This window comes from Pseudomonas sp. HY7a-MNA-CIBAN-0227, from assembly GCF_040310325.1.
In the GTDB taxonomy this organism is placed as follows: domain Bacteria; phylum Pseudomonadota; class Gammaproteobacteria; order Pseudomonadales; family Pseudomonadaceae; genus Aquipseudomonas.
In genome coordinates this window covers 57464-75896 of sequence record NZ_JBEOPT010000010.1, presented here as the reverse complement: position 1 = coordinate 75896, position 18433 = coordinate 57464, and the positions used below count along the sequence as shown (strand labels likewise).

Here is an 18433-nt window from a genome sequence, read left to right as displayed (position 1 = left end):
AGGGATGAGAGGGTTATTCCTCATCGACTAGGTGGCAGCAGCTACTCATCGGGTTCCACGTTGACCGCATAAAACGCATAAAAAAGCCCGGCAATTGCCGGGCTTTTTCTACTGCAAGGGTTGCTTAAGCAGTGAAGGTCTTGCCTTCGAATTGCTCAGCGACGAACTTCCAGTTGACCAGGTTCCAGAACGCTTCCACATACTTTGGACGCACGTTGCGGTAGTCGATGTAGTAGGCGTGTTCCCAGACATCGCAGGTCAGCAGCGGGGTATCGCCGCTGGTCAGCGGGTTGCCGGCGCCGATGGTGCTGGCCAAGGCCAGGGAACCGTCAGCTTTTTTCACCAGCCAACCCCAACCGGAACCGAAGGTGCCGACGGACGTTTTGGTGAATTCTTCCTTGAACTTGTCGAACGAACCGAAAGCAGCGTTGATGGCTTCAGCCAGCGCGCCGGTAGGTTGACCGCCAGCGTTTGGCGCCAGGCAGTTCCAGTAGAAGGTGTGGTTCCAGACCTGAGCGGCGTTGTTGAAGATGCCGCCCGAAGAGGATTTGACGATCTCTTCCAGGGTCTTGCCTTCGAACTCGGTGCCAGGCACCAGGTTGTTCAGGTTCACGACATAGGTGTTGTGGTGCTTGTCGTGGTGAAATTCCAAGGTTTCCTTGGAGATGTGCGGCTGCAGGGCATCGTGTGCGTAGGGCAGCGGCGGCAATTCGAAAGCCATGATGATTCTCCTAATCAGGTCAGTTGCGGTGAGCGCAAGGCCGATCACGGGCGGCCAAACAAGCGCCGGGGAGTTTGTACTCTTTGCGGCGCAGGGACAGGATCATAGCACCGGGGGTGCGGCATAACCACGCAACAACTGTGTGGGATAGAGGTTCCAAAGTCTTTTGGATGCTCTTCAATTAAGATCAGACGGCGCTTATTAATTGATAGGCGACGCTGAACATCATTACTGCCACCAACAGGTCCAGTAGGCGCCACGTCGCAGGGCGCGCCAGCCAGGGTGCCAGCCACGCCGCACCCAGGGCCAGGGAGGAAAACCACAGGAATGACGCACTGGCGGCGCCTGCTACATAGGCACCGGGTTCGGTTTGCTGGGCGCCCAACGACCCAATCAACAATACGGTGTCGAGATACACGTGAGGATTGAGCAGCGTCACGGCCAAAGCGCTGAGCATCACCGCACGCAGCGAGCGAACTTTTTGGTTTGCCCCTTGGCCCAGGCTCTGCTGCGAACAGGCCCGACGCAAGGCGAGGGCGCCGTACCACAGCAGGAACGCCGCGCCACCCCAGCGCGCAATGGCCAGCAGCAATGGATTGCTCGCCAGTACCGTCGCCAGCCCAAACACCCCAGCGGCCACCAGCAGCGCATCGCAGACCACACACAGTGCCGCCACCGGCAGGTGATGCTCACGGCGCAGGCTTTGCGCCAGGACAAAGGCGTTTTGTGTACCGATGGCCATAATCAACCCCAGGGCCACCAGCAGTCCGTTCACATAGCTTTGCCACATAAGGTTTACTCCGCGTGCGCCGCCAATTGCCGCAACACCGTCATTGCCTGTTCAGCATCGTCGCGGCCGACAAACAAGTGATCGTGGTAGTAACCGGTGATCACGTTGCAACTGATGCCAGCCTTGCCCAAGGCGCTGGCGAATGCCGCGGTCAGGCCAACGGCTTCCAGGGCCGAATGCACATTCAAGGTGATCCACGCTGCCACATATTCGAACGGCAACCCGGCCTGTTCGGCCTGCTGGCGCTCGACGATCACCGTCAAACCTTCCTGCTCGCGGAAGCTGCCGATCACCTCGCAACCTTCCGGGATACGGTTGTCGGCCAGGGTGCAGAACACGTAGTCACCGTCATTGAGGTGCGGGCTCATGCTACGCAACAGGGTTGCCAGGGCGGTTTCGCCAGCCATGTGGATGATCCTTGAAGATAAGAAGCGATGCTGGCTATTCTCCGGCCCAACGCTGTATAAGAAAAACCAATATTACTGATCGCTCATTAGGGAAACTGATGTTCGACTATAAATTGCTTTCCGCCCTGGCGGCGGTGGTGGAACAAGCCGGTTTTGAGCGCGGTGCCCAGGTGCTGGGCATCTCGCAATCGGCGATCTCCCAGCGCATCAAACTGTTGGAAGCGCGAATCGGCCAGCCTGTGCTGGTGCGAGCCACGCCGCCTGTGCCTACGGAAATCGGACGGAGGTTGCTCAACCACGTGCAGCAAGTACGGCTGTTGGAGCGCGACCTGCAAAGCCAGGTCCCGGCGCTGGACGAAGAGGGCATGCCTGAACGCCTGCGCATCGCCTTGAACGCCGACAGCCTGGCGACCTGGTGGGCGCAAGCGGTGGGTGATTTCTGCGCCGAACAGCACCTGCTGCTGGACCTTGTGGTGGAAGACCAGACCGTTGGCCTCAAACGCATGCGTGCCGGTGAAGTGGCCGCCTGTGTTTGCGCCAGTGAACGGCCGGTCGCCGGTGCCCGCAGTTTGTTGCTGGGGGCGATGCGTTACCGGGCACTGGCCAGCCCAGCATTTATCGCCCGGCACTTTCCCGATGGCGTGCGTGCCGATCAACTGGCGCGTACCCCCGCATTGGTGTTTGGCCCTGACGATTTTCTGCAGCATCGCTACCTGGCGTCCTTGGGCGTCGACGGTGGTTTCGAACACCATTTATGCCCATCGTCCGAAGGTTTTATCCGCCTGACGGAAGCCGGTTTAGGGTGGGGCCTGGTGCCCGAGTTGCAGGTGCGCGACCAGCTTGAGCGCGGTCTCCTGGTGGAGTTATTGCCAGATAAGCCCATTGATGTGCCGCTGTACTGGCATCATTGGCGCAGTGGCGGGCAATTGCTCGGTTTGTTGACCGAGCATCTGGCACGGGCCAGCGGCCAATTGCTGGTGCCCTTGGAGTGACAGTCAGCGTCAAGGCAACAGGTAGGAAAAACCAAAGAATGCGGAGTAATACATGAAAATTCTGGTCACCGGCGCAAGCGGCTTCATCGGCGGGCGCTTTGCGCGTTTCGCCCTGGAGCAGGGCCTGGACGTGCGGGTCAACGGGCGCCGGGCCGAAGGTGTCGAGCACCTGGTAAGGCGTGGCGCCGAGTTTATCCAGGGTGACTTGAATGATCCGGACCTGGTGCGCGACCTGTGCCACGATGTCGAAGCCGTGGTCCATTGCGCCGGCGCCGTAGGGCTTTGGGGGCGTTACCAGGACTTTCACCAGGGCAACGTGCTGGTCACCGAAAACGTCGTAGAAGCCTGCCTCAAACAGCGGGTAGGGCGCTTGGTGCATTTGTCGTCGCCGTCGATCTATTTTGATGGCCGCGATCACCTGGGGTTGACCGAAGAACAAGTGCCCAAACGCTTCAAGCATCCTTATGCAGCCACCAAGTACCTGGCTGAGCAAAAGGTATTCGGCGCCCAGGAATTCGGCCTCGAAGTACTGGCCCTGCGCCCGCGCTTTGTCACGGGCGCCGGCGATATGAGCATCTTCCCGCGCCTGTTGAAAATGCAGCGCAAAAATCGTCTGGCGATCGTCGGTGATGGCCTGAACAAGGTCGACTTCACCAGTGTGCACAACCTCAACGAAGCGCTGCTCAGCAGTTTGCTCGCCACGGGCTCTGCGTTGGGCAAGGTTTACAACATCAGTAACGGCGCGCCGGTGCCGGTGTGGGATGTGGTCAACTACGTGATGCGGCAAATGGAACTGCCTCAGGTCACCCGTTACCGCTCCTACGGTTTGTCCTACAGCGTTGCGGCGCTCAACGAGGCGTTTTGCGCGATGTGGCCGGGGCGCCCGGAGCCTGCCCTGTCACGGTTGGGGATGCAGGTGATGAACAAGGATTTCACCCTTGACATCAGCCGCGCCCAGCATTACCTCGACTACCAGCCCAAGGTCAGCCTGTGGACCGCTCTCGATGAGTTTTGCAGTTGGTGGAAGGCTCAGGATGCGGCCTTCAAATAACCGGCAATACACCGGGAACCGAATTTCGGGTTCATGGCCGATCAACGCAACGTGCAAGGGGTTTATACTCCCGCCGCTGGGCTTTCCATGTGGCTACCTCAAGGGTTTAAGGTTGATTCATGCGTAACGATGCTAACGACGACTTCGACAATGTGCCGAGCCTTCGCGCCGACAGTGCGGACGACGATGATTTTGTGCCGACCCCGGCCACTTCCGTACGCTCCCGACCCGCACCGGTGGTCAAGGTCAAGAGTGCGAGCACCGGCCCGCTGTGGGCATTGGTTGGCGCGCTGTTGTTCGCCTTCGCCGGTCTTGCCTGGTGGAGCTTCCAGCAGATTTCCCTGATGGGGCAGCAGTTGGTGGCGACCCAGGAAAGCTTCGCGCGCATTAGCGAAGAAGCGGCAGGGCGCCTGCAGGACATTTCCGGCAAGGTGGTGGCCAGTGAGGCCAACGTCAATAACGGCAGCGAAGCGCTGAAGATGCAGATCAAGCAGCTTGAAAGCCAATTGCTGGAGCAGGGCAAGCAGCAACAAGGCGTGGCTGGCCAGGCTACCGACCTGGACAAGCGCCTGGCGCAGATGACTGCCAGCACCACTGAGCTGGCGACTGCCAATGTGCAATTGCAAGCCCAGGCCAAAGCCCTGGCGGCTGAACTGGCGACGTTTAAAGCCGCTCAAGTTGAAGCGGGTAAGGTGAATGCCGAGGTCAAGGAGCTGAGCACCGATGTGGCGTCCTTGAAGAAGCAGGGCAATCCAACGGTGGCCATCGCCCGCCTGGAGCAGGATCTACTGGTACTCAAGAGCGAGCAGGACAACCGTCCGGCTGCTTCCGAGGGTCCTACCAACAAAGAATTCGATGTGTTCCGCATCCAGACCACCCGCAATATCACTACCTTGCAGAGCCAGGTGCAGAACCTGCAGCAGCAACTCAACGCGCCAGCCAAGGTCACGCCGCTCGGGCAATGACCTCCTGAATGAGTGGGCTTGTTGTGGCGAGGGGGCTTGCCACAGAAAGCCCTCATCACAAGTGATCTGTTCGACTCATGTCACCAGTCAGTGACATTTCCAGCCCTCTTGGTTACTTGCCCCCGCCCTCCCTTTGTTTAGACTCCTGCCACCCCACAAAAACAAAAAGGGCCAATCATGACCATGCAACCGCTGCCTTCCAGCAGTTGGCTGAACGCACCCGCCCATCACGCCTGGCTCGCCGCTGAAGGCCAGCGCCTGCTGTCGTTCGCCAAGGCCTCCAAACTCCCTGACGGTTTCGGCAACCTCGACGACCAAGGTCGCTTGCCCACCAATGCCCGCACCGAAACCATGAACACCGCCCGCATGACCCACAGCTTCGCCATGGCCCATGCCATGGGGCTGCCGGGCTACGCCGACCTGGTGGAACACGGCGTCGCAAGCCTCAGTGGCCCGCTGCGGGATGCTGAATATGGCGGCTGGTTCGCGACCCCAGGCGCCAGCGACGGCAACACCGGCAAGGCTGCCTACCTGCATGCCTTTGTCGCCCTGGCGGCCAGCTCTGCCGTGGTAGCCGGAGCCCCCGGTGCGCAAACCTTGCTCAACGACGCCATCCACATCATCGACCAGTACTTCTGGAGCGAGGAGGAGAGCGCGATGCTCGAATCCTTCGCGCAGGACTGGGGCGGCGTAGAAGCCTATCGCGGCGCCAACAGCAACATGCACGCCACCGAGGCCTTCCTTGCCCTGGCCGATGTCACGGGTGACAAACGTTGGCTGGACCGGGCGCTGCGCATCGTCGAGCGTGTCATCCACAACCACGCTGGCACCAATCAATTCATGGTGATCGAACACTTCGACCGCCACTGGCAACCGTTGCGTGGTTACAACGAAGATAACCCGGCCGACGGCTTTCGTCCCTACGGCATCACCCCCGGCCACGGTTTCGAATGGGCGCGCCTGGTGTTGCATCTGGAAGCCGCGCGCGAGCAAACCGGGCTGCTTACACCCAACTGGCTGCTGGCCGACGCCAAGAGTTTATTCGCCAGCGCCTGCGAATACGGCTGGGCCGTGGATGGCGCGCCCGGCATCGTCTACACCCTCGACTGGGAGCAACGTCCGGTGGTGCGCGAGCGTTTGCACTGGACCCACGCCGAAGCCAGCGCCGCTGCACAGGCCTTGCTCAAACGCACCGGCGAGCTGCATTACGAAACCTGGTATCGGCGGTTCTGGGAGTTCTGTGAAATCCACTTTATCGACCGCATCCATGGCAGTTGGCACCATGAACTGAGCCCGAAAAACCTGCCGAGCAGCAAGGTTTGGGGTGGCAAGCCGGACCTGTACCATGCCTGGCAAGCGGTGCTGCTGCCCGGCCTCCCCTTATCTCCGAGCATGGCCAGCGCTCTGGGCACGGGCGCCTATGTAACCAGCTGGTGACATAGGAGCGTCCCTTTGTTACCTGCAAGTCAAAAATCCCTGTTTAGAATCCCATGCAGCGCAAGCACCAGACTTGCATGCATAACAACAAGAAAAGGTACTCAGATGAACGCGATTAATCGCCTCGCCGTCGCTATTTCCATTGCCTCGTTGTTTCCCCTCACTGCTCTTGCCGCCGACTCGAAAGGGACGGTTGAAGTTGTGCATTGGTGGACCTCCGGCGGAGAGAAAGCGGCGGTAGATGTCCTGAAGGCCCAAGTCGAGAAAGACGGCTTCACCTGGAAAGACGGCGCCGTCGCAGGTGGCGGTGGTGCCACAGCCATGACCGTGCTGAAAAGCCGTGCGGTCGCTGGTAACCCGCCAGGTGTTGCCCAGATCAAAGGCCCGGACATCCAGGAATGGGCGTCTACCGGGCTGCTCGACACCGATGTCCTGAAGGACGTTGCCAAGGAAGAGAAGTGGGACAGCCTGCTCGACAAGAAAGTCTCCGATACCGTGAAGTACGAAGGTGAATACGTCGCCGTGCCGGTGAACATTCACCGCGTCAACTGGCTGTGGATCAACCCTGAAGTCTTCAAAAAAGCCGGTATCGAAAAAAATCCTACCACCCTCCAGGAATTCTACGCGGCCGGCGACAAGCTCAAGGCGGCGGGCTTCATCGCGCTCGCTCACGGCGGCCAGCCTTGGCAGGACAGCACCGTTTTCGAAGCCGTAGTGCTCTCGGTCATGGGTGTAGACGGCTACAAGAAAGCCCTGGTCGATCTGGATAACGCCACCCTGACCGGTCCTGAAATGGTCAAGGCGCTGACAGAACTGAAGAAAGTCGCGACCTACATGGACGCCGACGGCAAGGGCCAGGACTGGAACCTGGAAGCGGCCAAGGTCATCAACGGCAAGGCCGGTATGCAGATCATGGGTGACTGGGCCAAGAGCGAGTGGACAGCGGCCAAGAAAGTCGCCGGCAAGGACTACGAATGCGTAGCCTTCCCTGGCACCGAAAAAGCCTTCACCTACAACATCGACTCCCTGGCGGTGTTCAAGCAGAAAGACAAGGGTACTGCGGCGGGTCAGCAGGACATCGCCAAGGTCGTCCTGGGTGAGAACTTCCAGAAAGTCTTCAGCATCAACAAGGGCTCGATCCCGGTTCGTAACGACATGCTGAGCGACATGGGCAAGTACGGTTTTGACTCCTGCGCCCAGACCGCGGCCAAGGATTTCCTGGTGGATGCCAAGTCCGGCGGCCTGCAACCGAGCATGGCGCACAACATGGCGACCACGCTGGCCGTACAGGGTGCGTTCTTTGACGTGGTGACCAACTTCATCAACGACCCGAAGGCCGACCCTGCGCAAACCGCCAAGCAACTGGGCTCAGCGATCAAGTCTGCCAAGTAAACCCTTGTGGGAGCGGCGCACCGCCGCTCCCACAAGGAATGCCTTTGTAATTTTTCCCTTGCGCGGATTTTCCCCATGAGTTCTGTTGCTGTGTTCAGCAAAGCCTCGCCGTTCGATGCACTGCAGCGCTGGCTACCCAAACTGGTGCTGGCGCCCAGCATGTTCATCGTTCTGGTGGGCTTTTATGGCTATATCCTGTGGACGTTCCTTCTGTCATTCACTAACTCGACTTTCCTGCCGTCCTACAAATGGGTAGGCCTGGCGCAATACGCACGGTTGTTCGACAACGACCGCTGGTGGGTGGCGAGCAAGAACCTCGCGGTTTTCGGCGGGATGTTCATCGGCATCACCCTGGTAATCGGCGTGCTGCTGGCGGTGTTCCTCGACCAGCGCATCCGCCGCGAAGGTTTTATCCGCACCATTTACCTGTACCCGATGGCGCTCTCGATGATCGTCACCGGTACCGCCTGGAAATGGCTGCTCAACCCAGGCATGGGCCTGGACAAACTGTTGCGTGACTGGGGCTGGGAAGGCTTTCGCCTGGACTGGCTGATCGACCCTGATCGTGTGGTGTATTGCCTGGTGATTGCCGCAGTGTGGCAAGCCTCGGGCTTTATCATGGCGATGTTCCTGGCTGGCCTGCGCGGTGTCGATCAATCGATCATTCGTGCCGCCCAGATCGATGGCGCGAGCATGCCGCGCATCTACTGGAAAGTGGTGCTGCCCAGCCTGCGTCCGGTGTTCTTCAGCGCAGTGATGATTCTGGCGCACATCGCCATCAAGAGTTTTGACCTGGTGGCGGCGATGACTGCCGGTGGTCCGGGCTACTCGTCCGACCTGCCCGCCATGTTCATGTATTCCTTCACCTTCAGTCGCGGTCAGATGGGCATGGGTTCGGCCAGTGCGATTCTGATGCTCGGTGCGATTCTCGCAATCATCGTGCCTTACCTGTACTCCGAGCTGAGGACCAAGCGCAATGACTAGTCTCGCCCACAAATCCTCCATCAGCCTGAGTCGCATCGCGATCTACGCGGTGCTGATCCTCGCCGTGCTGCTGTATCTGGTGCCGCTGGTGGTCATGCTGTTGACCAGCTTCAAGACGCCGGAAGACATCAGCACCGGCAACCTGCTGAGCTGGCCGACGGTGGTCAGCGGCATCGGCTGGGTCAAGGCCTGGGCTACGGTCGATGGCTACTTCTGGAACTCGATCAAGATCACCGTCCCGGCGGTACTGATCTCCACTGCCATCGGTGCACTGAACGGCTATGTGCTGTCGATGTGGCGTTTTCGTGGTTCGCAGTTGTTCTTCGGCCTGTTGCTGTTCGGTTGCTTCCTGCCGTTCCAGACCGTACTGCTGCCGGCCTCGTTCACCCTGGGCAAAATGGGCCTGGCCAACACCACCGCCGGCCTGGTGTTCGTGCACGTGGTTTACGGCCTGGCGTTCACCACGCTGTTCTTCCGTAACTACTACGTCAGCATTCCCGATGTGCTGGTGAAGGCTGCACGTTTGGATGGCGCAGGATTTTTCACGATCTTCCGCCTGATCATTTTGCCGATGTCGACTCCGATCATCATGGTCTGCCTGATCTGGCAGTTCACTCAGATCTGGAACGACTTTCTCTTCGGCGTGGTGTTCTCCAGTGGCGACTCGCAGCCCATCACGGTGGCGCTCAATAACCTGGTCAACACCAGTACTGGGGCCAAGGAATACAACGTTGATATGGCAGCGGCGATGATCGCCGGGCTGCCGACCCTGTTGGTCTATGTGATCGCAGGCAAGTATTTCGTGCGCGGGCTGACGGCCGGCGCAGTCAAGGGGTAATCATGGCAACGCTCGAACTTCGCAATGTAAACAAGACTTACGGCGCCGGCCTGCCCGACACCCTGAAGAACATCGAACTGTCGATCAAGGAAGGTGAGTTCCTGATTCTTGTTGGACCTTCGGGTTGCGGCAAGTCGACGCTGATGAACTGCATCGCCGGCCTGGAAAACATCACCGGCGGCGCGATCATGATTGGTGACCAGGACGTCAGCGGCATGAGCCCCAAGGATCGCGACATCGCCATGGTGTTCCAGTCCTACGCGCTGTACCCGACTATGAGCGTGCGCGAGAACATCGAATTCGGTCTGAAAATTCGCAAGATGCCGCAGTCGGCCATCGACGAGGAAGTCGCGCGGGTCGCCAAGCTGCTGCAGATCGAGCACTTGCTCAATCGCAAGCCGGGCCAGTTGTCCGGTGGTCAGCAACAGCGTGTGGCCATGGGCCGCGCGCTGGCCCGTCGGCCGAAGATCTACCTGTTTGACGAACCGCTGTCCAACCTCGACGCCAAGCTGCGGGTCGAGATGCGCACCGAAATGAAACTGATGCACCAGCGTCTGAAAACTACCACCGTCTACGTCACCCACGATCAGATCGAGGCGATGACCCTGGGCGACAAAGTGGCGGTGATGAAGGACGGCATCATTCAGCAGTTCGGCACGCCGAAACAGATCTACAACGATCCGGCCAACCTGTTCGTCGCCAGCTTTATCGGTTCACCGCCAATGAACTTCATTCCACTGCGTTTGCAACGCAAGGATGGCCGCCTGGTGGCGCTGCTGGACAGCGGCCAGGCGCGTTGTGAATTGCCGATGAGCATGAGCGACATCGGCCTTGAAGACCGTGAGGTCATTCTGGGCCTTCGTCCGGAGCAGATCGTGCTGGCGTCCGGCGAGTCGGCGGGCATGCCGACCATTCGTGCCGAGGTACAAGTGACCGAGCCGACCGGGCCGGACACTCTGGTCTTTGTCACGCTCAATGACAGTAAGGTCTGCTGCCGCCTGGCGCCCGATGTGGCGCCACAGGTGGGCGAGACCCTGACCCTGCAGTTCGACCCGGCCAAGGTGTTGCTGTTCGACGCGAAGACTGGCGAGCGCCTGGGTACTGTCGCGTCGTTGCCCGCACAGGATCGTGCCGACAACGTCGCCCAGTTCAAGGGACGTTAAGAGCACCGCAAGGGCAGATAACTCATTGTTTTAGATAAAAAATGTAAACCGCGTTAGATAAAAACAGTTTAATAACAATAAAGACGAGGATGTACGGATGAAACAGAAACACATCAATACCCGGCTGATCTGCCAATTGTCGGGTGTGGCAGCACTGGTCTTGTCTGCTAATGCGATGGCGGACGATGCGTTTAGCGCTGATTCCAAGTGGATGACGGGCGATTGGGGTGGTGAGCGGACCAAGCTGATCGAGCAAGGTATCGACATCAAGATGGACTACGTCGGTGAAGTAGGTGCCAACCTCAAGGGCGGCTACAACGACGACAAGACTGCACGTTATTCTGACCAGTACGGCCTGGGCGTGGCGTTGGACCTGGAAAAACTGATCGGCTGGGATAACACCCAGGCCAAGATCCAGGTCACTCACCGTAATGGTCGAAACATTTCCAACGACCGTATCGGCGACCCGCGTGCCGGCACCTTCAGTTCTTCCCAGGAAGTCTGGGGTCGTGGGCAGATGACCCGTCTGACCCAGTTGTGGGTCCAACACCAGTTCCTCGACGGTAAACTGGACGTCAAGGCCGGTTACTTCGGCGAAGGCGAAGACTTCAACACCTTCCCGTGCGAATTCCAGAACCTGGCGTTCTGCGGTTCCCAGGTAGGTAACTGGGTCGGCAGCATCTGGTACAACTGGCCGGTCAGCCAGGCGGCGATCCGCGTGAAGTACAACATCACGCCTGAGTTCTACGCACAGATAGGTGCGTACAACCAGAACCCGTCGCAACTGGAAAGCGGCAACGGCTTCAAGCTCAGCGGCAGTGGTACCAAAGGCACCATCTTGCCAGTTGAACTGGTTTGGTCACCTAAGGTGAACAACCTGCCGGGCGAATACCGTGTCGGTTACTACAAGAGTACCGCCGAGGCCAATGACGTCTATGAAGGCGCCAATGGTGCTCCGCAAAGCCCGAACAACAAGGATTACGCGACCCACAGCAGTAAGCACGGCTACTGGTTCGTGGCCCAACAGCAACTCACCACCCACAACGGTGACGCGTCGCGCGGCCTGAACATCGCAGCCAACGCTACGTTCCATGACAAGGACACCAACACTGTCGACAACTACCAGTCGGTGATGCTGGTGTACAAAGGCGCGTTCGATTCCCGTCCGAAGGATGATATGGGTATTGGTATTGCGCGTATCCACGTGAACGACGATGTTGCGAAGAACGCCAAGTTGGCTAACGCTGTCAACGGTATCGATGACTACGACAACATGGGCTACCGGCCGATTCTCAGCACTGAATACAACGCTGAAATCAACTACGGCTTCCACGTCACCAACTGGCTGACCGTGCGTCCCAACCTGCAATACGTTGTGCATCCAGGTGGCGTGGATAAAGTCGACAACGCCTTGGTCGCTGGCCTGAAAATTCAGTCGGTGTTCTAACGCTGTTGCGATAAGCTCCTTCTCTCTGTGCGCATTTTGCGGATAGCTTTGGCTATCCGTTTTTTTTGGGACGTGTTGTGATGATTTTCAGGACCGTGGCACATGCATGAGCATCCGCTGCAACGCTTTTTCACATCCTTGCGCGAACGTCCGGTGTTTGCGTGGGAGCGCTTTCAGATGCGCGAGGTGCTGGTGATCGACCACCCGCTGTGCCAGGCGGTGTTCAGTCGCCAGGGCGCACAATTGCTGCACTTTCAGCCCAAGGGCCAGAAACCCTGGCTGTGGTGCGCGGCCAAGTGGCCGCAAGTGGGCGCGATCCGTGGTGGCGTGCCGGTGTGTTGGCCGTGGTATGGCCGTCACCCCAGCGAAAACGCTTGGCCGTCCCATGGCTGGGCACGATTAATCGACTGGAAACTACTGGACAGCAGCAGCACCGACGACGATGGCGTGCGTTTGCACTGGCAATTGCAGTTGTGCGATTGGCAGGTCGACCTGCATGCGCACCTTGGGGAGAGCCTGGAATTACGCCTGAGTACCGAGCATCAGGACGAACTACCCTGCCAATTGAGCCACGCTTTGCACGCTTATTGGCGGATTGGCAACGTCGGCGAGGTAGCGCTGTCTGGGCTTGATGGCGCGCAGGGTTATGATCAACTAAGTCGCCAGACGTGCCAGCAGGAAGGTGAACTGCGGGTCGATGGCGGCTGCCAGCGGGTGTTCCAACATGACGGCGAATTGCATCTAAAGGACCATGCCTGGCAGCGGGAACTGTGCATCGATACCGGCGACAGCACCGACACGGTGGTGTGGCATCCGGGCAGTCGGCCGTTGCTGGGGGTGAGTTTTAACGAGGCGGCGGGGTTTGTCTGCGTTGAGTCGGCGATGGCCGGTACCAGCCTGGCGCCGGGGGAGAGGGCGCATTTGAGTTTGCAGGCGCGGGCGGGAGTCTAGTCCAGAATCTGCAGTGTTGCTGATGCTGTCATCGCGGGCTTGCCCGCGATGAGGCCAGTACTGTCGATAAAGATGTGGCCTAGTTGAACTCATCCCCAACCGGATACCGGCTGGCATTCAAACTCTCTTTGATCTTGCGCAAATGCGGCTGGAAATCCACGCCACGGCGCAAGGTCATGCCGGTGGCCAGCACATCCAGTACCGTCAATTGGATGATCCGCGAAGTCATCGGCATATAGATGTCGGTGTCTTCCGGCAGCGGAATGTTCAGGCTCAGGGTGCTGGCCTTCGCCAGTGGTGAGTTCTCGGCAGTCAGGCCCAGCACCGAAGCGCCGTTTTCCCGGGCAATGCGTGCCACTTCCACCAGTTCACGGGTGCGGCCGGTGTAGGAAATGATCACGAACAACTCCCCGGTGTGGGCCACCGAGGCGAGCATCCGTTGCATCAGCACATCGGCATGGGCCGTCACCGCCAGGTTGAAGCGGAAAAACTTGTGCAGGGCATCCATGGCCACGGGTGCTGAAGCACCGAGGCCGAAGAAGTGAATCTGCCGGGCCTGGATCAGCAGGTCTACAGCTTTGCTGATCAGGTTCGGGTCCAGGGCCTGGCAGGCGCTGTCCAGGGACGCGATGGCGCTGCCAAAGATCTTCTGGGTGTAGGCCTCGGGGTTGTCATCGGGCTCCACGGCGCGGCTGACATACGCGGCGCCACTGGCCAAACTTTGTGCCAGCTGCAATTTAAGTTCAGGGTAACCACTGACGCCGAACGATCGGCAAAAGCGGTTGACCGTCGGTTCGCTGACCGAAGCAGCCTGGGCGAGGGCGGCGATAGAGAAGCGGGTCGCCTGCTGCGGGTTGAGCAGGATGACCTCGGCGACTTTACGTTCAGCCTTGTTCAATTCTTCGAGGCGTTTCTGGATCTGTTCCAGGAGATTTCGCACGCGGTCCATTCAGTGTTTCCTTAGGGCGACGATGCAAATAAGGGTCGTCAACCAATCGACGAGCGGCCCTTTGCGGTGGCCTATCCTACTGAGGGTAGTTGAACACCACCACTTGCAATCAGTAATTCGGGAAAATGTTGTGATTATTACTACATTTTTCCTTGAGTGATGCCTTAAAAAAAGGTATTTGTAGCTTAACTTGATAAAAGAACAAACATCATGCCTTCGATAACCGTAGAACCCTGCACCTTTGCCCTGTTTGGCGCCTTGGGTGATCTGGCGCTGCGCAAGTTGTTTCCTGCCCTCTATCAACTTGATGGTGCCGGGCTCTTGCACGACGATACTCGCATCCTGGCCTTGGCCCGTGAAGCCGGTTCCGAGCAACAGCACCTGGCCTACATCGAGAAAGAATTACGTAAATATGTGGGTCAGGAACTGGACGAAAGCATCGTCCAACGCTTCCTGGCACGCCTGACTTACCTGCACGTCGACTTCATGAAGGTTGACGACTACGTCGCCCTGGCCGAAAAAGCCGGTCACGAGCAGCGTCTGATTGCCTACTTCGCTACCCCAGCAGCAGTGTACGGCGCGATCTGCGAGAACCTGTCCAAGGTCGGCCTTTCGGAAAACACCCGTGTGGTGATGGAAAAACCCATCGGCTCGGACCTGGATTCGTCCCGCAAGGTTAACGACGCCGTCGCGCAGTTTTTTCCGGAAAATCGCACCTACCGTATTGACCATTATCTGGGTAAAGAGACAGTCCAAAACCTCATTGCCCTGCGCTTTGCCAACAGCCTGTTCGAAACCCAGTGGAACCAGAACTACATCTCCCACGTGGAGATCACCGTGGCCGAGAAGGTCGGTATCGAAGGTCGCTGGGGTTATTTCGACAAGGCCGGGCAACTGCGAGACATGATCCAGAACCACCTGCTGCAACTGCTCTGCCTGATTGCCATGGACCCGCCGGCCGACCTGTCCGCCGACAGCATCCGTGACGAGAAAGTCAAAGTGCTCAAGGCTCTGGCGCCTATCAGCCCAGAGGGTCTGACCACCCAGGTGGTGCGTGGCCAGTACATCGCCGGCTACAGCGCCGGCAAGCCGGTGCCGGGTTATCTGGAAGAAGAGAACTCCAACACCCAGAGCGACACCGAAACCTTCGTCGCTCTGCGTGCCGATATCCGTAACTGGCGTTGGGCCGGGGTGCCGTTCTACTTGCGTACCGGCAAGCGCATGCCGCAGAAGCTGTCGCAGATCGTTATCCACTTCAAGGAACCGTCCCACTACATCTTCGCCCCCGAGCAGCGCCTGCAGATCAGCAACAAGTTGATCATCCGCCTGCAACCGGACGAAGGGATTTCCTTACGCGTGATGACTAAAGAGCAGGGCCTGGACAAGGGCATGCAACTGCGCAGCGGGCCGCTGCAACTGAATTTTTCCGACACCTATCGTAGCGCGCGGATTCCCGATGCCTACGAGCGGTTGTTGCTGGAAGTGATGCGCGGCAATCAGAACCTGTTTGTCCGTAAAGATGAAATCGAAGCTGCGTGGAAGTGGTGTGACCAGTTGATCGCCGGCTGGAAAAAGTCCGGTGACGCGCCCAAGCCGTATGCGGCGGGTTCCTGGGGGCCGATGAGCTCCATTGCACTGATTACGCGGGATGGGAGGTCGTGGTATGGCGATATCTGAATTGAAACTGCCTCAGGGCGTTAGCGCCCATGAGTACCGCAGCCCGGTGCTGCTTGCCGAGGGCTTGGCCAATGACGTGGCCGAGCAACTGCGCGCGGCCATCAGTGCCCGTGGCGAGGCGACCCTGGTGGTTTCCGGTGGCCGCAGCCCGGTGGCGTTTTTCCAGAACCTGGCCAAGCAAGGCCTCGACTGGTCCAAGGTGGTTATTACCCTGGCCGACGAGCGCTGGGTGCCGGTGGAACACGCCGACAGCAACGCCGGCCTGTTGAAGACGTATTTGCTGCAAGGCCCGGCGGCCCAGGCCAAGTTTCTGAGCCTGTACAGTGTCGCGGCTAACCTGGAGGCCGCCGCCGAGCAGGCTGATCGCCAGTTGGCAGAGCTGCCTGGGATTGATGTGCTGGTGTTGGGCATGGGCGATGACGGTCACACCGCGTCGCTGTTCCCCAACAGCCCGAACCTGACCGAAGCATTGAAAGTGGACGGCACGCGCCGTTGCTGGCCGATGCTGGCGCCTACCGTGCCTCACCAACGCCTGACCATGAGTCGCGCATTGCTGGCCACCGCCAAGTACACCGTGTTGTCGATTTCCGGCAATTCGAAATTGACCACCCTGAGCGAAGCGCTGGCCAGTGACGATGTCGCTGCCATGCCGGTTCGCGCGTTTTTGCAACCTACTTTAGAGATTTACTGGTGCCCATAAGCCAAGGATCAGCCGCGATGAAAAGCCCTCAACCCACCGTTTCCATGGCGGACAAAGTTGCCCTGATCGACAGCCTCTGCGCCAAGGCGCGGATCTTGCCGGTGATCACCATTGCCCGCGAACAGGACATCCTGCCGTTGGCCGATGCCCTGGCGGCTGGGGGCTTGACCGCATTGGAAGTGACCCTGCGTTCGCAGTTTGGCCTCAAGGCCATCCAGCTGCTGCGCGAGCAGCGCCCGGAGCTAATGACCGGCGCCGGCACTGTGCTGGATCGCTCCATGCTGGCGGCGGCTGAAGCTGCCGGTTCGCAGTTTATCGTCACCCCCGGCATTACCCGTGACCTTCTGGAGGCTTCAGTCGACAGCCCGATTCCGCTGTTGCCAGGCATCAGTAACGCCTCCGGCATCATGGAAGGCTACGGCCTGGGTTATCGCCGCTTCAAGCTGTTCCCGGCGGAAGTGAGCGGTGGCGTCGCCGCCATCAAGGCCCTTGGCGGTCCGTTCGGCGAAGTGAAATTCTGCCCGACTGGCGGCGTAGGCCCGGCCAATATCAAGAGCTACATGGCGTTGAAAAACGTGATGTGCGTGGGCGGTAGCTGGATGCTTGACCCCGAGTGGATCAAGAACGGCGACTGGGCTCGCATTCAGGAATGCACCGCCGAGGCCTTGGCGCTGCTGGACTGATTGGATTTACCGAATCGTTGTTGCTGTGTTCTACGGTTTTTTGCGGTGCCCTTGGTCGGTGCACCGTTTTTTTTTGTCTGGTGAAAGTCACGAGCAACGGCTCAACTCGGTAATCGCCTTAACCAGAACACCGATGTCCGTTGCTGAAGTCACAAACCCCGGCGTCACCCGAATACAACTGCCAAATGCCGCCCCGGTGCGGGTTGTGGTGAACAGGTTGTACTCATTCAAGAGCCGATCCACCATCACCTGCTGATCCACCTGCCCGGTGAACTTGAACGCCGTGATGCCGCAATACAGCCGTGGATCATCCGGCGTCAGCACCTCAACCCCCGGCAATGGCCGCACCTCACGCACCCACAAATCCCGCAGGTAGTTGAGGCGGGCACCCTTGGCCTTGGCGCCACCCAATGCTCGATGCTCTTCGAATACCAGTGGCAAGGTCATCAGCGCTGGAATATTCGGCGTGCTGTAGGGCGTGCGGGCGCGTACATCGGTGGTCGGGTAGTGAAACTCGCCCATGTCTGGATCAATGTCCGCCAACCGCCGCGGGTCGATATAGATAAAACCCAGGGTCAACGGCGCGCCGATCCATTTGTGCAGGTTGAAGCCTGCAAAGGCGATGCCCAGCTGTGCCAGGTTGAATTCGATCTGGCCCAGGGCGTGGGCGCCGTCGAGGATGACATCAACGCCGTGTTCCCTGGCTGCTGTGGCAATCGCTTCGACCGGCATCACCAGCCCGGTGCGGTGGGTGACATAGGTCAGGGCCAGCAATTTTAGGCGTGGGTAACGTGCAAAGGCATCGCGGTAGGTCTGCACCAGGCTATCGACGCTGGCCGGATGCGCATGGGCAATCTCGACCACTTCCACCCCACGATGGCGCGCCAGCCAGCGCATGGCGCCTTTGACGGTGTCGTATTCCAGGTCGCTGATCAGCACCTGGTCGCCCGGCTGCAAGCGGTTGTAATTGCGGATCAGCGATTGCAACGCATCGGAGGCGCAACGGGTGAGGGCGATGGCTTCGGGATCGGCGTCCAACAAGTGCGCCAACTGGTCACGAACCTCGACGTTTTCGCCCTGCTCGTAATGTTGGCGCACATAGATCGAATTGCTGCGATTGATGAAGGCAACATTGTTCTGATACTGGTCAAGTACCGCACTGCTCATGCGCCCGAAGTAACCGTTTTCCAGGTTGATGGGGCCGGGCTCCAGGTCATAGCGCTGAGCGATGGCCTGCCAGTGAAGTTCGTCGCGGGTGCTGTCTGCGTTCCGTTGCATGGTCGGGC

The 18433-nt window shown here is 59.2% G+C and carries 18 protein-coding genes; 13 read left to right on the top strand and 5 right to left on the bottom strand.

Translation table 11 applies throughout. From position 1 onward, the window contains the following. Positions 1–124: 124 nt before the first annotated feature. The 3 genes from AAEZ06_RS17670 to AAEZ06_RS17660 form a co-directional block, all read right to left on the bottom strand. Positions 125–721 (bottom strand): superoxide dismutase, encoded by a 597-nt coding sequence (locus AAEZ06_RS17670; RefSeq protein ID WP_017125974.1) that lies wholly within the window; start codon positions 719–721, stop codon positions 125–127. 187 nt (positions 722–908) lie between these two features. Then, complete coding sequence (locus AAEZ06_RS17665) at positions 909–1511, bottom strand: LysE/ArgO family amino acid transporter (RefSeq protein ID WP_149413775.1); 603 nt, start codon at positions 1509–1511, stop codon at positions 909–911. Between the two features lie 5 nt (positions 1512–1516). Next, positions 1517–1918, bottom strand: coding sequence for an ACT domain-containing protein (locus tag AAEZ06_RS17660; RefSeq protein ID WP_149413776.1), 402 nt, complete (start codon positions 1916–1918; stop codon positions 1517–1519). Positions 1919–2016: 98 nt separating this feature from the next. On the opposite strand from AAEZ06_RS17660, the gene AAEZ06_RS17655 reads away from it, so the two are divergent. The 10 genes from AAEZ06_RS17655 (at position 2017) to AAEZ06_RS17610 (ending at position 13138) form a co-directional block, all read left to right on the top strand. Next, entirely contained in the window at positions 2017–2910 is an 894-nt protein-coding gene (locus tag AAEZ06_RS17655; RefSeq protein WP_350615399.1) for a LysR family transcriptional regulator ArgP, read from the top strand. A gap of 52 nt (positions 2911–2962) precedes the next feature. Next, on the top strand, positions 2963–3961 hold the full coding sequence (locus tag AAEZ06_RS17650; protein ID WP_149413778.1) for an NAD-dependent epimerase/dehydratase family protein: 999 nt from the start codon (positions 2963–2965) through the stop codon (positions 3959–3961). A 119-nt stretch (positions 3962–4080) separates the two neighbouring features. After that, positions 4081–4926: an ATPase gene (locus AAEZ06_RS17645; RefSeq protein WP_149413779.1), complete on the top strand. Its 846-nt coding sequence runs from the start codon at positions 4081–4083 to the stop codon at positions 4924–4926. 177 nt (positions 4927–5103) lie between these two features. Further along, complete coding sequence (locus AAEZ06_RS17640; RefSeq protein WP_149413780.1) at positions 5104–6363, top strand: D-mannose isomerase; 1260 nt, start codon at positions 5104–5106, stop codon at positions 6361–6363. Positions 6364–6468: 105 nt separating this feature from the next. Continuing rightward, positions 6469–7755, top strand: a complete 1287-nt coding sequence (locus AAEZ06_RS17635) for an ABC transporter substrate-binding protein (protein WP_149413781.1) — start codon at positions 6469–6471, stop codon at positions 7753–7755. A 75-nt stretch (positions 7756–7830) separates the two neighbouring features. Beyond that, positions 7831–8739, top strand: coding sequence for a carbohydrate ABC transporter permease (locus AAEZ06_RS17630; RefSeq protein WP_133099514.1), 909 nt, complete (start codon positions 7831–7833; stop codon positions 8737–8739). Next, positions 8732–9577, top strand: coding sequence for a carbohydrate ABC transporter permease (locus AAEZ06_RS17625; protein ID WP_133099513.1), 846 nt, complete (start codon positions 8732–8734; stop codon positions 9575–9577). The genes AAEZ06_RS17630 and AAEZ06_RS17625 overlap by 8 nt, the downstream gene beginning before the upstream one ends. 2 nt (positions 9578–9579) lie before the next feature. Continuing rightward, the gene (locus AAEZ06_RS17620; protein ID WP_149413783.1) at positions 9580–10740 is read left to right on the top strand and encodes an ABC transporter ATP-binding protein; all 1161 of its coding nucleotides are present in this window, start codon (positions 9580–9582) and stop codon (positions 10738–10740) included. A 97-nt stretch (positions 10741–10837) separates the two neighbouring features. After that, the gene (locus AAEZ06_RS17615) at positions 10838–12187 is read left to right on the top strand and encodes a carbohydrate porin (protein WP_149413784.1); all 1350 of its coding nucleotides are present in this window, start codon (positions 10838–10840) and stop codon (positions 12185–12187) included. 102 nt (positions 12188–12289) lie between these two features. Further along, the gene (locus AAEZ06_RS17610; protein WP_350615395.1) at positions 12290–13138 is read left to right on the top strand and encodes a D-hexose-6-phosphate mutarotase; all 849 of its coding nucleotides are present in this window, start codon (positions 12290–12292) and stop codon (positions 13136–13138) included. A 79-nt stretch (positions 13139–13217) separates the two neighbouring features. On the opposite strand, the gene AAEZ06_RS17605 is transcribed toward AAEZ06_RS17610, so the two are convergent. Then, positions 13218–14078 (bottom strand): MurR/RpiR family transcriptional regulator, encoded by an 861-nt coding sequence (locus AAEZ06_RS17605; RefSeq protein WP_178114508.1) that lies wholly within the window; start codon positions 14076–14078, stop codon positions 13218–13220. A 219-nt stretch (positions 14079–14297) separates the two neighbouring features. On the opposite strand from AAEZ06_RS17605, the gene zwf reads away from it, so the two are divergent. Genes zwf through AAEZ06_RS17590 form a run of 3 tightly spaced genes read left to right on the top strand, consistent with a single transcriptional unit; the run spans position 14298 to position 17147 of the window. Further along, positions 14298–15764, top strand: coding sequence for a glucose-6-phosphate dehydrogenase (zwf, locus tag AAEZ06_RS17600; RefSeq protein ID WP_149413786.1), 1467 nt, complete (start codon positions 14298–14300; stop codon positions 15762–15764). Beyond that, complete coding sequence (gene pgl, locus AAEZ06_RS17595; RefSeq protein ID WP_149413787.1) at positions 15751–16464, top strand: 6-phosphogluconolactonase; 714 nt, start codon at positions 15751–15753, stop codon at positions 16462–16464. The genes zwf and pgl overlap by 14 nt, the downstream gene beginning before the upstream one ends. Positions 16465–16481: 17 nt before the next feature. Further along, entirely contained in the window at positions 16482–17147 is a 666-nt protein-coding gene (locus AAEZ06_RS17590; protein WP_350615392.1) for a bifunctional 4-hydroxy-2-oxoglutarate aldolase/2-dehydro-3-deoxy-phosphogluconate aldolase, read from the top strand. Positions 17148–17234: 87 nt separating this feature from the next. Here AAEZ06_RS17590 and AAEZ06_RS17585 read toward each other — a convergent pair whose 3' ends face one another. Then, positions 17235–18425 (bottom strand): aminotransferase class V-fold PLP-dependent enzyme, encoded by a 1191-nt coding sequence (locus AAEZ06_RS17585; RefSeq protein ID WP_350615390.1) that lies wholly within the window; start codon positions 18423–18425, stop codon positions 17235–17237. Positions 18426–18433 lie beyond the last annotated feature (8 nt).

Excerpts from the sequence above, each read along its gene's own strand:
- pgl (WP_149413787.1), top strand. The coding sequence starts at position 15,751 with ATGGCGATATCTGAATTGAAACTGCCTCAGGGCGTTAGCGCCCATGAG.
- AAEZ06_RS17590 (WP_350615392.1), top strand. The coding sequence starts at position 16,482 with ATGAAAAGCCCTCAACCCACCGTTTCCATGGCGGACAAAGTTGCCCTG.
- AAEZ06_RS17625 (WP_133099513.1), top strand. The coding sequence starts at position 8,732 with ATGACTAGTCTCGCCCACAAATCCTCCATCAGCCTGAGTCGCATCGCG.
- AAEZ06_RS17640 (WP_149413780.1), top strand. The coding sequence starts at position 5,104 with ATGACCATGCAACCGCTGCCTTCCAGCAGTTGGCTGAACGCACCCGCC.
- AAEZ06_RS17610 (WP_350615395.1), top strand. The coding sequence starts at position 12,290 with ATGCATGAGCATCCGCTGCAACGCTTTTTCACATCCTTGCGCGAACGT.
- AAEZ06_RS17650 (WP_149413778.1), top strand. The coding sequence starts at position 2,963 with ATGAAAATTCTGGTCACCGGCGCAAGCGGCTTCATCGGCGGGCGCTTT.
- AAEZ06_RS17655 (WP_350615399.1), top strand. The coding sequence starts at position 2,017 with ATGTTCGACTATAAATTGCTTTCCGCCCTGGCGGCGGTGGTGGAACAA.
- AAEZ06_RS17615 (WP_149413784.1), top strand. The coding sequence starts at position 10,838 with ATGAAACAGAAACACATCAATACCCGGCTGATCTGCCAATTGTCGGGT.
- AAEZ06_RS17620 (WP_149413783.1), top strand. The coding sequence starts at position 9,580 with ATGGCAACGCTCGAACTTCGCAATGTAAACAAGACTTACGGCGCCGGC.
- AAEZ06_RS17635 (WP_149413781.1), top strand. The coding sequence starts at position 6,469 with ATGAACGCGATTAATCGCCTCGCCGTCGCTATTTCCATTGCCTCGTTG.
- AAEZ06_RS17645 (WP_149413779.1), top strand. The coding sequence starts at position 4,081 with ATGCGTAACGATGCTAACGACGACTTCGACAATGTGCCGAGCCTTCGC.
- AAEZ06_RS17665 (WP_149413775.1), bottom strand. The coding sequence starts at position 1,511 with ATGTGGCAAAGCTATGTGAACGGACTGCTGGTGGCCCTGGGGTTGATT.
- zwf (WP_149413786.1), top strand. The coding sequence starts at position 14,298 with ATGCCTTCGATAACCGTAGAACCCTGCACCTTTGCCCTGTTTGGCGCC.
- AAEZ06_RS17630 (WP_133099514.1), top strand. The coding sequence starts at position 7,831 with ATGAGTTCTGTTGCTGTGTTCAGCAAAGCCTCGCCGTTCGATGCACTG.
- AAEZ06_RS17585 (WP_350615390.1), bottom strand. The coding sequence starts at position 18,425 with ATGCAACGGAACGCAGACAGCACCCGCGACGAACTTCACTGGCAGGCC.
- AAEZ06_RS17670 (WP_017125974.1), bottom strand. The coding sequence starts at position 721 with ATGGCTTTCGAATTGCCGCCGCTGCCCTACGCACACGATGCCCTGCAG.
- AAEZ06_RS17660 (WP_149413776.1), bottom strand. The coding sequence starts at position 1,918 with ATGGCTGGCGAAACCGCCCTGGCAACCCTGTTGCGTAGCATGAGCCCG.